We start from the raw sequence: 12,733 nt of genomic DNA on the forward strand, positions 1-12,733 counted from the left end.
GTGGTTGATGTTTCGAATTGTATGATCAAGGTTATCAACTTGTACCATTGAGTTCCCCGCCATGGACGGGCGCAGGGAATCCCCCGGAGTCATACCATGAAATTCAAAACCATGAGCGTGCATAGCGGGCAGCGTCTCGATCCCCAGACCGGCGCCCTGACCACCCCGCTCTACCAGAGCAGCACCTTCAGCTACTTCACCGCCGAAGAGGGGCGAGCCCGCTTCAGCGGCCAGAATCCGGGCTTTATCTATAGCCGTTTCGCCAACCCGACCACCGCCGAGCTGGAGCTAAAACTCGCGGCCCTCGAGGGGGCGGATGAGGCGCTGGTGGTGGCGAGCGGCATGGCGGCGGTGAGCGCCATCCTCTATGCCCTCACCAGCCAGGGTGACGAGATAGCCTACATAGGTCCCCTCTATGGCGGCACCGAAGCCTTCCTCAAGCAGACCTTCACCCGTGCCGGGGTCACTGTGACCGGTTACGAGAGCGATCGGGATCTGCATGCCAACCTGAGACCGGGCACCAAGCTGGTACTCTTCGAAACCCTGACCAACCCGACCCTCAAGGTGATCGACCCGCGTCTGGTGGTGGAGGCGGCCCGGCGCGTTGGCGCCATCACGGTGTGCGACAACACCTTCCTCACCCCCTACCTGCAACGGCCCCTCGAACTCGGCGTGGATCTGGTGATGCACAGCGGCACCAAGTATCTGGGCGGCCATGGGGACATCATCGCCGGGGTGGTGGCGGGCGGCAGCGCCTTGATGAGCCGGGTGCGCACCGTGGCGCTCAAGCATATCGGCTCTCCCATAGGTCCCCAGGAGGCCTACCTGCTGCAACGCGGGGTCAAGACCCTGCCCCTGCGCATGGACGCCCACTTGCACAATGCGGGCAAGGTGGCGGCCTTCCTCGCCGCCCACCCGGGCGTGCAGCGGGTCATCTACCCGGGGCTGGAGACACATCCCGGTCACGCCGTGCTGGGAGAGGTGGCCGAGGGCTTCGGTGGCATGGTGAGCATAGAGCTCGAAGGTGGCTTTGCCCGCGCCGCACGCTTCCTCGATCGCCTGAGCCTGTTTACCCAGGCGGTGAGCCTTGGCGATCTCGAGAGTCTGGCCTGTCACCCGGCCAGCACCACCCATGCTGCCATGGATGCGGCGAGCCGCACCGCGGCCGGGGTCAGCGACGATCTCATCCGTCTGAGCATAGGGGTGGAGGATGCCGACGACCTGATCGCCGATCTGGCGGCCGCCCTGGCCGAGTAAGGGAGCAGAGAACAACACGGGGGCCTTTTGGCCCCCGTTTGCATGTCAGCGTTACGCTTATTTGCCGTGTTCTGCGTGGTAGAGAGCCCACTCCTCCACGACGCGACCGTCGGAGAGGTGGCAGTAGCCGGTCACGCCACCCGGCTCGTCGCGCAGCTCCAGCTTGCCCCCCTGATCGAGGCAGTAGACGGAGGCGGGATTGGCCATGCCCACCGGTTTCTCGGGGGCGGGTTGGCTGCTACAGCCGGTGAGCAGCACCAGCAGGGCGGCGGGGATGATGAGCTTCATGGAGTCCTCCAGAGTGGAAATCGCGACCCCAGCCTAAGGAGGTGAAGGGGCAAGGGCAAGAATTTTTGCCCCATTTGCATCCATTCAAGACAACTTCTGTCTCCTTCCCCAGGCCGGTAATTAATCGGCATTAACAATAAAATCATGTTGTTAGGTAAGGTGGTGACACGGGTTGTCGCGAGCGTCGGGGGCCTGGCTCACCTTTGCACAGGCCATTTGTCATAGTGAGCCAAAACTCATAACCAGGTGACAACTCATGAAGCGTATCTTTCCTCTCACCCTGATGCTGATGCTGGGAACGGCGCAGGCCTCCGAAACCCTGGGCACAGTGCTCGGCGGTGGCGCCGGAGGGGCGGCGGGGGCCGTGATCGGCAAGAATCTGGGAGGCGATACCGGCGCCCTGATCGGGGCAGCGCTGGGAGGCGCAGCCGGTGGCAGCATAGGTGCCAAGAAGGGTAACAAGAACGAAGCTGCCCTCGGTGGTGCCGTGGGGGCCCTCAGTGGTGCCGCCCTCGGCAAGAGTCTGGGGGGCGACACGGGTCAGCTGATCGGGGCCGGTATCGGTGGCGGGGCGGGTTCTGCGATCGGAGCCAAGAATGGCGATCGTGACGAGGGTCATGGCGATCATCGCCACTACCACAAGAAGAAGCGCAAACATCGCCATTGGGATGACGACGATTAAGATAGCAAAGAGGCCCCGAGGGGCCTCTTCTCATTGGCTCATCCCTGGCTCTTGAGCCACTTGCGGATGCGGTTGGCGTCCCCGACCGGGGTCAGCTTCCCCTGGGCATTGAGCAGCACTATGGTGAGCTCGCGTGCATCGGGTTTGGCACGCATCACCAGGCAGCGCCCCGCCTCATTGGTGTAGCCGGTCTTGGAGAGGCGCACATCCCAGTCGTTGTTCTTCACCAGGGGATTGGTGTTGTTGAACATCAGGCTGTAGGCCGGCTTGGCAAAGCGCATCTCCTGATCCTCATCCTGGGTAAATTGGCGGATCAGGGGCTGGCGGTAGGCGGCGGTTACCAGCTTGGCCAGGTCCCGGGCGGTGGCGACGTTGCGGGTAGAGAGGCCGGTTGAGTCGTAGAAGTGGGTGTGGAACATGCCCAGCTGGCGAGCCTTGCTGTTCATGGCGCGCACAAAGGCGGTGCGGCCGCCCGGGTAGTGGCGGGAAAGGGCCGAGGCCATGCGGTTCTCCGACGACATCAGGGCCAGATGCAGGGCGTCGCGGCGACTCACTTTGGTGCCCATTCGTACCCGTGAGTGGGTGCTCTTGACCCTGTCCCTGTCGTTCTCGTCGATGGTCAGCAGCTGGTCGAGATCCTGTCTGGCGTCGAGCACCACCAGGGCCGTCATCAACTTGGTGAGAGAGGCGATGGGGCGAGCCTGGTTGGGGTTCTTTTGATAGAGCACGGCACCACTGCGGGCGTCCATCACCAGAGCATTGCCTGACTTGATACCGGGATCGGTGGCCGGTTTGGCCCACAGGGTCGGGGCCAGCAGAAGAGTGGAGAGGAGCACACCGAGCGGGCGTGCCAGACGCAGAGTGAACACAGCAATGACTCCTGGGCCGGGAAAAGGGGGGCCGAAAAGGGGCTAGATTCACTCATTTTTGCCGGGGGAAAACAAGAGCGCCGGCACCTTTTTTTCAAGGCTGCCGGCGCGGGGGATCACTTGCCCTGACGCTTGCGGATTTGGCGCCAGATGATGGCTCCCAGCCCCAGCACCAACAGGGCCAGTGGCAGGTAGAGAATGAAGCTGAGGAACTGATCCTGATAGGTCTCGGCCAGCTTGGTGTGGCTGATGTAATAGCCAAAGCCGACCAGGGGGGTGCACCACATGATGGCGCTGACGAGGTTGATGATGAGGAAGCGCCCCTGGGGGATCTCGGCGGCACCGACGATGCAAGGGTAGACGGTACGCACGAAGGCGATGTAGCGCGCCGTGATCAGGGTCAGGATGCCGTACTTGTTGAGCAGGTAGTAGGCCTTCTCCTGGTGTGGCTTGTCGATATGGGAGAGCAGCCGGTGGAACATCTGGGTGTGGCCGAAGAAGCGCCCCTGCATGTAGCCGAGCCAGGTCCCGAAGAAGGAGCAGGCGATCAGCATGGGGAGCACGGCCCAGGAGACCACCCCCTGGAAGATCAGCACCCCGGTCAGCACCAGCAGGCTGTCGCCGGGCAGAAACGCGGTGGGCAGAAAGCCGTTCTCCAGAATCATGAAGAGGGCCAGCACCACGCAGAGCATGGTGGCCAGCTGGGGGTCGGACAGGGCGACCAGGTCGAGATTCATGAAGGCATGAATCAGATGCGAGAACTGCTCCATCATGGCAGTGACTGCTCCGTAGGTTCCGAGCGTCGGGTCGCCAGCACCTTGTCGATGCGCAGGCCATCCATATCGACGATCTCCAGTTGCCATTGCTCCAGGTTCAGCACCTCCCCGGTCCGGGGAATTCGGCCAAGCAGAAACATGATTAGACCGCTAAGGGTATGGTAGTGGTGTTTCTCCTCTTCCGGCAGGCGGGAGAGGGAGAGGTTGTCTTTGAGTTCGGGCAGCGGGATCAGTCCGTCGAGCAGCAGGCTGCCATCGCCACGCTGCACCGCCCAGTTTTCATCACTGGCGTTGTCGGGGAAATCACCGGCCAGCGCCTCCAGCAGATCGCGCTGGGTTACCAGCCCCTGCAGCTCACCGTATTCGTCGACCACCAGGGCCAGGGGCTCGGAGTGGGTGCGAAAGTGGTTCAGCAGCTCGAAGCCGTGCAGGGTCTCCGGCAGCAGGCTGCCCTGCTGCACCATGGCCCGCAGTTCGATGGGCCTGCCCTGTACGAAGGCATCGAGCACACGGGTGGCGTGCAGTATCCCCACCACGTTGGAGAGGGAACCCTCACACACCGGGTAGTAGCTGTGCTGCTCGGCGGTCATGCGGCGCAGGTTCTCCTCGAGAGGCTGCTCCAGGTCGAGGAAGTGAATGTCGCTGCGCGGCACCATGAGTGAGGAGAGGGTACGTTCGTCGAGGCGGAAGACGTTGCGCAGCATGCGATGCTCCTCATCCTCGATGACTCCGGCCTCGGAGCCCTCCACCAGCATGGCGTGGATCTCCTCCTCGGTGACATTGTTGGCGCCATCCTGGCGTACCCGCAGCAGGCTCAGGGTGGTGTGGGTCGATGCCGACAGCAGCCAGACGAAGGGGCGGGTCAGCATGGCCAGCCCCAGCATGGGGCGGGCCACCAGACAGGCGATGCGCTCGGCGCTGATCTGGCCGATCCGTTTCGGTACCAGCTCGCCGATGACGATGGAGATATAGGTCACCACCACCACCACGAAGACGGTCGCGACCATGGCGCTGGCGCGCTCACCCATGCCCAGCTCGGTGAGCCAGAGTGCGAGCGGCTTGGCCAGCACGGACTCCCCGTAGATACCGTTGAGCAGCCCTATGCTGGTGATGCCGATCTGCACCGCAGAGAGGAAGTTGGTGGGATCTTCAGCCAGGCGCAGGGCGATCCGGGCACCGCCGCTCCCCTCGTCGGCCAGCCGGGCGAGGCGGGCCTTGCGGGCGGTGACGATGGCGATTTCTGACATGGCGAAGAGGCCGTTGAGCAGGATCAATCCGATGAGGATCAATAATTCCATAGGGATGTGACAATTCCTGTATCGAAGCGCGTTGGCATTCTAATGAATTTGGGGAGATTGCGCTTGTAAAACCTGCCCCGCCGGGCAAGGCACCATCTTGGAACTGTGATCCTGTACCGCAAATGAAAAGCCCCCTCGGGTGAGGGGGCTCTCTCGGTCGACCGTGTTACAGGGCGGCGATTTCCGCCTGTTGGGCTTCCAGCTTGACCAGCTGGCTGCGGTAGTCGGCCAGCTTCTCGCGCTCCTTGGCGATGACCGCCTCGGGGGCCTTGGCGACGAAGCCCTCGTTGCCGAGTTTACCTTCGATGCGGCCGCACTCGCCGGCGAGCTTGGCGATCTCCTTGGCCAGGCGGGCCAGCTCGGCCTCCTTGTCGATGAGGCCGGCCATGGGGATCAGCAGCTCGGTGTCACCCACCAGCTTCTTGACCGACAGGGGCGCAGCCTCGCCCTCGGCCAGCACGCGGATGGAGGCGAGCTTGGCCAGGGTCTTGAGGAAGGTCTCGTTGTCGGCGGCACGCCGGGCATCCTCGGCGTTGCAGACCAGCAGGACCTCGAGCGGTACGCTCGGGGCCACGTTCATCTCGGCGCGGATGTTGCGAATGCCGACGATGAACTCCTTGACCCACTCCTGGTCAGCCAGGGCGGCGTCGTCCACCTTGGCGGCGTCAAACGCCGGGAAGGCTTGCACCATGATGGTGTCGGCCTGGATGCCGGCCAGCGGGGCCACCGACTTCCAGATGGTCTCGGTGATGAACGGAATGATCGGGTGGGCCAGACGCAGCAGGGTCTCGAGCACGTTGACGAGGGTGTGACGGGTGGCGCGTTGCTCGGCCTCGGAGCCGTTCCACAGTACCGGCTTGGTCAGCTCCAGGTACCAGTCGCAGAACTGGTTCCAGATGAACTCATAGAGTACACCGGCGGCCATGTCGAAGCGGTAGGTATCCAGTGCGGTGCGGAAATCGCGCACGGCCAGCTGCAGCTGGGACTGGATCCAGCGATCCGCCAGGCTGAACTGCATCTCGCCGCCATTCAGGCCGCAGTCCTGATCCTCGGTGTTCATCAGCACGTAGCGCGACGCGTTCCACAGCTTGTTGCAGAAGTTGCGATAGCCATCCAGGCGCTTCATGTCCCAGTTGATGTCGCGACCGGTAGAGGCCAGTGCCGCCAGGGTGAAGCGCAGGGCGTCGGTGCCGTGGGCCTCGATCCCTTCCGGGAACTGCTTGGCGGTACGCTTGCCGATCTTCTCGGCCATCTGCGGCTGCATCATGTTGCCGGTGCGCTTCTCCAGCAGATCTTCCAGGGAGATGCCGTCGATCATGTCGAGGGGATCGAGCACGTTGCCCTTGGACTTGGACATCTTCTGGCCTTCCTCGTCGCGGATGAGGCCAGTGATGTAGACGGTCTTGAACGGCACTTGCGGCTGGCCGTCGTCGTCCTTGATGAAGTACATGGTCATCATGATCATCCGGGCGATCCAGAAGAAGATGATGTCGAAGCCGCTCATCAGCACGTCGGTCGGGTGGAAGGTCTTGAGGGCATCGGTCTTCTCCGGCCAGCCCAGGGTGGAGAAGGTCCACAGGGCGGAGCTGAACCAGGTGTCGAGCACGTCCTCGTCCTGGCGCAGCACGGTCACCGCCGGGATGCTGTGCTTGGCGCGCACTTCGTCCTCGCTGCGGCCAACGTAGACGTTGCCGGATTCGTCATACCAGGCCGGGATGCGGTGACCCCACCACAGCTGACGGGAGACGCACCAGTCCTGAATGTCGCGCATCCAGGAGAAGTACATGTTCTCGTATTGCTTGGGCACGAACTGGATGCGGCCATCTTCCACGGCGGCGATGGCGTCTTTGGCCAGGGGGGCGACGCGCACGTACCACTGGTCGGTCAGCATCGGCTCGATGGGCACGCCTCCGCGATCGCCGTAGGGCTGTTGCAGCACGTGATCCTTGATTTCTGCCAGCAGACCCAGCTCGTCGAGCTTGGCCACGATGGCCTTGCGGGCGGCGAAGCGCTCAAGGCCGGCGAACTCGCCCGGCAGGGCGCCGTCGTAGGCGTCACAGACGTTACCTTCGCTGTCGAACACCTCGGCGGTGGCACGCACGTGGGCGTCCAGGGTGAAGATGTTGATCATCGGCAGGCTGTGGCGCTTGCCGACCTGGTTATCGTTGAAGTCGTGGGCCGGGGTGATCTTCACACAGCCGGTGCCCTTCTCCATGTCGGCGTGCTCGTCGGCGACGATGGGGATCAGGCGGTTCACCAGCGGCAACAGGATGTGCTGGCCGATCAGCGCCTGGTAACGGGGGTCTTCCGGGTTCACGGCGACCGCGGTGTCACCCAGCATGGTTTCCGGACGAGTGGTGGCGACGATCAGGTGATCCTGGCCATCGGCGGTCTTGGCGCCGTTGGCGAGCGGGTAGCGCAGGTGCCACATGTGGCCCTTCACTTCCTTGTTTTCCACTTCCAGATCGGAGATGGCGGTGCCGAGCTTGGGATCCCAGTTCACCAGGCGCTTGCCGCGGTACATCAGGCCATCTTGGTAGAGGCGCACGAACACTTCCTGCACCGCCCTGGAGAGGCCCGGATCCATGGTGAAACGCTCGCGCTCCCAATCCACGGAGTCGCCGAGGCGACGCATCTGACGGGTGATGGTGCCGCCAGACTCTTCTTTCCACTGCCAAATCTTGTCGATGAAGGCGTCACGGCCGTAGTCGTGGCGGCTCTTGCCCTCTTCGGCGGCGATCTTGCGCTCCACCACCATCTGGGTGGCGATACCGGCGTGGTCGGTACCGGACTGCCACAGGGTGTTCTTGCCCTGCATGCGGTTGTAGCGGATCAGGGTGTCCATCAGGGTCTGCTGGAAGGCGTGACCCATGTGCAGGCTGCCGGTGACGTTCGGCGGCGGAATCATGATGCAGAAGGATTCCTGGCTGGTGTCTCCGTGGGGCTTGAAGTAACCCTGGGACTCCCAGTGCTGATAGAGCGCCTGCTCGATGGCGTTGTGGTTGAAGGTCTTTTCCATGGTGTCGCTGTTTTCCGAAGAATCTAAAAGGGGTGGCAGTCAGGAGGCGGCAGACGGGGGCTCGAGCGTCTCGAGCATATGCCCCGCCTGACGATAGGCCTTGTAGCGTTCGCGGGCCTGCTGCTTGTCGCTCTCGTTAGTGGGGACAAAATCTACCACTTGAGCGAACTCTCCTGCAAACAAAGGTGTGTCGTCGGTCAGGTTAATCAGCCGGGCGTAGCGGCGGCGCGGGGGCAGGTGGCCGATCTCGACCTGGGCCTGGCCGCTCTCCTCCTGCAACTGGTGGGGCACGAAACGATCGGCCGGCAGTTGCCAGAGACGCTCGTCCAGGCGCAGGGCCTGTTCCTGATCGCGACAGAGGCAATAGACGTGGCCGTCGCGCCAGTAGTTGGCCACCAGCTGGCAGACCAGGGCTTCCCGGTCGTCATCCTGCATCAGATAGAAGGTCACTTGGCTCATGCCGCTCTCCACTGGCCATCTAATAAAACAAGGAAGAGGGGGCGCCTCTTCCTTGCACTGGGGTGAGTCACTCGCGACTCATCAATCCTTGACTTCGATATCCACGCCGGCCCGGTTCAGCAGGAACTGGGTCAGCAGCGGCACCGGACGACCGGTGGAGCCCTTCTCCTTACCGCTCTTCCAGGCGGTCCCGGCGATATCCAGGTGCGCCCAGTTGTACTTCTTGGTGAAGCGTGACAGGAAGGCGGCCGCGGTGATGGTGCCGGCCGGACGGCCACCTATGTTGGCCATGTCGGCGAACGGGCTCTCCAGCTGCTCCTGGTACTCGTCGAACAGGGGCAGGCGCCAGGCGCGATCGCCGGCCTGCTCGGAGGCGTTGAGCAGTTCGGTGGCGAGCGGGTTGTGGTTGGCCAAGAGGCCCGAGGTGTGGTGGCCCAGGGCGATGATGCAGGCACCGGTCAGGGTGGCTACGTCGATCACCGTCTCCGGCTCGAAGCGATCCACATAGGTGAGGGCATCGCACAGTACCAGACGGCCTTCCGCATCGGTGTTGAGCACTTCGATGGTCTGACCGGACATGGAGGTGAGGATGTCACCGGGGCGGTAGGCGTTGCCACCGGGCATGTTCTCGCAACCGGCCAGCACGCCGATGACGTTGATCGGCAGTTGCAGCTCGGCCAGGGCGTGCATGGTTCCGAGCACGGCGGCGGCGCCCCCCATGTCGTACTTCATCTCGTCCATGCCGTCGGCCGGCTTGATAGAGATACCGCCCGAGTCGAAGGTGAGACCCTTGCCGACCAGCACGATGGGCTTGGCATCCGGGTGACCCTTGTACTCGATGAGAGCCATCATGGCTTCGTTTTCGGAGCCACGGGCCACCGCCAGGTAGGAGTTCATGCCGAGCTCGGCCATCTCCTGCTCACCGATCACCTTGGTGCTGATGTTGGCGTAGGCGTCGGCCAGGCGGCGTGCCTGGGAAGCCAGGTAAGCCGGGTTGCAGACGTTGGGCGGCATGTTGGCCACGTCGCGGCACACCTTGGTGCCACGGGCCACGGCCAGACCGTGGGCGATCGCCTTCTCACCCACCGACAGCTCGCGGCGGGTCGGCACGTTGAACACCAGCTTGCGCAGGGGGCGGCGCGGCTCGGCCTTGTTGGTCTTGAACTGATCGAAGGTGTAGAGACCGCCCTTGGTGGCCTCGACCGCCTGACGCACCTTCCAGTAGGTATCGCGCCCCTTGACGTGCAGCTCGGTCAGGAAGCAGACCGCCTCCATGGAGCCGGTTTCGTTGAGGGTGGTGATGGTCTTGTTGATGATCTGCTTGTACTGGCGCTCGTCGAGTTCACGCTCCTTGCCGCAGCCCACCAGCAGTACCCGTTCGCTCAGGACGCCCGGTACCTGGTGCAGCAGCAGCATCTGACCCGGTTTCCCTTCCAGATCACCCCGGCGCAGCAACGAGCTGATGTAGCCGTCGCTGATCTTGTCCAGTTGCTCGGCAACCGGAGAGAGGCGACGCGGCTCGAAGACACCCACCACAACGCAGGCGCTGCGCTGTTTCTCGGGACTGCCACTCTTTACACTGAACTCCATGCAATCTCCTACATCTAAAGACAAGCCCCCCCTTTTCATGAATAATGGGGGGCTTACTGGGGTCGAACAGGCGGAGCTTTACAGCCCGTGCCCCGCTGTCTAAATAGGCAAAAATATATACTAGAGTCCTATTTTTCAGCCATTCGACCAAAAACACAAGTTTACGTGGGAATGAGTGTGATCGTATTCCGATATCTGTTCAAAGAGACGCTCAAGACGCAGCTCGCCGTGCTGTTCGTGCTGCTGCTGATCTTCGTCAGCCAGCAGTTCATCAAGATCATCTCCGATGCCGCCGAGGGGAGTGTGCCCACCCAGCTGGTATCGACACTGCTTTGGCTCAACCTGCCCAACATGGCGCTGCTGATGCTGCCCATCAGCCTGTTTCTCGCCATTCTGTTTGCCCATGGCCGCTTCTATGCCGAAAGCGAGCTGACCGTGATGCATGCGGTGGGGTTCAGCCATCGCTTCGTGATGCGCAACGCCATGATCCTGGCCCTGGTGACCGCCCTGGTGGCCGTGGCCAACACCCTCTGGGTCGCCCCCTACGCCAAGGAGCGCGAGTACCAGGTGATGGACCAGTTCAAGTCCGATCCCGGTGTTTCCCTGCTCCAGGAGGGTCGCTTCCTCGAGCTCGACAAGGGGCGTTCGGTGGCCTACATCCAGGAGCTCAACGGTCGCGGCACCGAGCTCGGCAAGGTCTTCCTGCTGCAACACGGGGAGGGGAGCACGCCTCCCTCCCTGGTGGTGGCCGATACGGGGGAGATCACCATCGACAAGGAGGGGTTGCAGTGGCTGACCCTCAAGGATGGGACCCGCTATGAGGGGAATTTCAGTGGCAAGGCGTTTCGTATCTCCGATTTCGGCAGCTACGGGGTGGTGATCCGCCAGCGGGATCTCGAGACCTCCCAGCGCAAGTCGAGCGCCAAGTCGACCGACGAGCTGCTGCGTGGCGATCTGGATAACGAGCTGATGGCCGAGCTGCAGTGGCGCCTCTCCCTGCCCCTCTCCATCCCGGTACTCACCTTCCTGGTGGTGCCCCTGGCCCGGGTCAACCCGCGTCAGGGGCGCTATGCCAAGCTGCTGCCGTCGATCCTGCTCTATCTCTCCTACTTCCTGCTGCTCAGTGCCGGGCGCTCGGCCATCGCCAGCGGCAGCCTGCCCCATTGGCCGGGCATGTTCCTCATCCCGCTCGCCTACCTGCTGTTTATCGGCCTGCCCCTCAATCTGCAGGGGACGGCGTGGTGGAACCGCACCAAGGTGAAGTGGTTGCAACGGGCCAAGGCCTGATGATTCCGAGGTATTGAATGTTTGGCATTATCGATAGGTATATAGGCCGGGTCATCTTCATGTCGATCCTGCTCGCCGAGTTGACCCTGGTGGGGCTGGCTGCCCTTATCAAGTATGTGGAGCAGCTCAAGGCGGTGGGGGATGGGGACTACACCCTGGTCAAGGCCTTCTACTTCGTGATCCTCTCCATGCCCAAGGAGGCGGTCATGTTCTTCCCCCTGGCGGCCCTGCTCGGCGGTCTCATCGGCCTGGGGCAGCTGGCGACCAGCTCCGAGCTGGTGGTGATGCAGGCGGCCGGTCGCTCCCGGCTCAGCATAGTGATGGCGGCGCTCAAGACGGCTATCCCCCTGATGTTGGTGGTGACCCTGGTGGGAGAATATGTGGCCCCCATCGCCAAGCGTGCCGCCGGCGACATCAAGGCGAGCGCCATGTCGGAGGGGCGTCTCACCCTCTCCGCCTATGGGGTGTGGGCCCGGGATGGCAGCGACTATGTCAACATCTCCGGGGTTCGTAATGACGGCTCCCTGACCGGCATCACCCTCTACCGCTTCAACGGTGAGCGCAAGCTGATCGAGGTGGTACAGGCTCAGGAGGGGCAGTTTGTTCAGCGCCATTGGGAACTCAAATCGGTGGCGATCACCCGCTTCGACAACCCGGCCCGCATCACCAGGGAGAGCAGTGCCCTGATGGAGTGGCAGTCCGAGCTGACGCCCAAGGAGCTGGGGGTGGTGAGTATCGATCCCGAGAACCTCTCGGTGGGCGGTTTGATGGACTATATCGGTTATCTCAAGGCAAACCAGCAGGATGCGGGACGTTATCTGCTGGAGATGTGGCGCAAGGTGCTGTCACCCCTCTCTGTGGTGGCCATGATCCTGCTTGCCTCCTCCTTTATCTTCGGGCCCCTGCGCTCGGTGAGCATGGGGGCGCGCATGCTGATGGGGATCATCACCGGCTTCCTGGTCTATGTGAGCGATCGCCTGTTCGGGCCGGTCAGCCTGGTTTACTCGGTGCCGCCCATCATAGGGGCCATCGCACCCAGTCTGCTGTTTGGCGGCGGGGCGCTCTACATACTGAGCCGCAAGCGCTGAGACAACAAAAAGGGCACCGCAGGGTGTAATGCCGATCAGTTAAGGATCCATTGACCGATCCTTCTGATGTGTGAAAATCCGAAACCTATTGATTGGTTTCGGATTTTTTATGCGCATCGA

The 12,733-nt window shown here is 62.7% G+C and carries 11 protein-coding genes; 4 read left to right on the forward strand and 7 right to left on the reverse strand.

Going from position 1 to position 12,733, the window contains the following annotated elements:
• The first annotated feature begins 96 nt into the window (after window positions 1-96).
• Complete coding sequence (locus AB5Y48_RS04685; RefSeq protein WP_060587539.1) at window positions 97-1,257, forward strand: PLP-dependent aspartate aminotransferase family protein; 1,161 nt, start codon at window positions 97-99, stop codon at window positions 1,255-1,257.
• 57 nt (window positions 1,258-1,314) lie between these two features.
• Here AB5Y48_RS04685 and AB5Y48_RS04690 read toward each other — a convergent pair whose 3' ends face one another.
• On the reverse strand, window positions 1,315-1,545 hold the full coding sequence (locus AB5Y48_RS04690; protein ID WP_050667696.1) for a DUF333 domain-containing protein: 231 nt from the start codon (window positions 1,543-1,545) through the stop codon (window positions 1,315-1,317).
• 256 nt (window positions 1,546-1,801) lie between these two features.
• Between AB5Y48_RS04690 and AB5Y48_RS04695 the strand changes: the two genes are divergently transcribed.
• Window positions 1,802-2,227 carry a glycine zipper domain-containing protein gene (locus AB5Y48_RS04695; RefSeq protein ID WP_050667697.1) on the forward strand — a complete coding sequence of 142 codons (426 nt, stop codon included), beginning with the start codon at window positions 1,802-1,804 and terminating at the stop codon, window positions 2,225-2,227.
• A 38-nt stretch (window positions 2,228-2,265) separates the two neighbouring features.
• Here AB5Y48_RS04695 and pbpG read toward each other — a convergent pair whose 3' ends face one another.
• The 6 genes from pbpG to pepA all read right to left on the reverse strand — a co-directional run bounded on the left by pbpG (window position 2,266) and on the right by pepA (window position 10,238).
• Window positions 2,266-3,045 (reverse strand): D-alanyl-D-alanine endopeptidase, encoded by a 780-nt coding sequence (gene pbpG / locus AB5Y48_RS04700; protein WP_368163857.1) that lies wholly within the window; start codon window positions 3,043-3,045, stop codon window positions 2,266-2,268.
• A 167-nt stretch (window positions 3,046-3,212) separates the two neighbouring features.
• Window positions 3,213-3,866 carry a DedA family protein gene (locus AB5Y48_RS04705; protein WP_224161043.1) on the reverse strand — a complete coding sequence of 218 codons (654 nt, stop codon included), beginning with the start codon at window positions 3,864-3,866 and terminating at the stop codon, window positions 3,213-3,215.
• Window positions 3,866-5,170, reverse strand: coding sequence for a hemolysin family protein (locus AB5Y48_RS04710; protein WP_368163846.1), 1,305 nt, complete (start codon window positions 5,168-5,170; stop codon window positions 3,866-3,868). Before AB5Y48_RS04710 ends, AB5Y48_RS04705 begins: the two co-directional genes overlap by 1 nt.
• A 166-nt stretch (window positions 5,171-5,336) precedes the next feature.
• On the reverse strand, window positions 5,337-8,189 hold the full coding sequence (locus AB5Y48_RS04715) for a valine--tRNA ligase (RefSeq protein WP_368163847.1): 2,853 nt from the start codon (window positions 8,187-8,189) through the stop codon (window positions 5,337-5,339).
• Window positions 8,190-8,228: 39 nt separating this feature from the next.
• Window positions 8,229-8,648 (reverse strand): DNA polymerase III subunit chi, encoded by a 420-nt coding sequence (locus tag AB5Y48_RS04720; protein ID WP_368163849.1) that lies wholly within the window; start codon window positions 8,646-8,648, stop codon window positions 8,229-8,231.
• A gap of 81 nt (window positions 8,649-8,729) precedes the next feature.
• Window positions 8,730-10,238 carry a leucyl aminopeptidase gene (gene pepA, locus AB5Y48_RS04725; protein WP_050667701.1) on the reverse strand — a complete coding sequence of 503 codons (1,509 nt, stop codon included), beginning with the start codon at window positions 10,236-10,238 and terminating at the stop codon, window positions 8,730-8,732.
• 171 nt (window positions 10,239-10,409) lie between these two features.
• Here pepA and lptF point away from each other — a divergent pair, with 171 nt between their 5' ends.
• Window positions 10,410-11,525, forward strand: coding sequence for an LPS export ABC transporter permease LptF (gene lptF / locus AB5Y48_RS04730; RefSeq protein ID WP_050667702.1), 1,116 nt, complete (start codon window positions 10,410-10,412; stop codon window positions 11,523-11,525).
• 17 nt (window positions 11,526-11,542) lie between these two features.
• Window positions 11,543-12,613, forward strand: a complete 1,071-nt coding sequence (lptG, locus tag AB5Y48_RS04735; RefSeq protein ID WP_050667703.1) for an LPS export ABC transporter permease LptG — start codon at window positions 11,543-11,545, stop codon at window positions 12,611-12,613.
• Window positions 12,614-12,733: the final 120 nt, after the last annotated feature.

The organism is Aeromonas sp. R6-2 (assembly GCF_040908155.1).
GTDB classification, from domain to species: domain Bacteria; phylum Pseudomonadota; class Gammaproteobacteria; order Enterobacterales; family Aeromonadaceae; genus Aeromonas; species Aeromonas schubertii.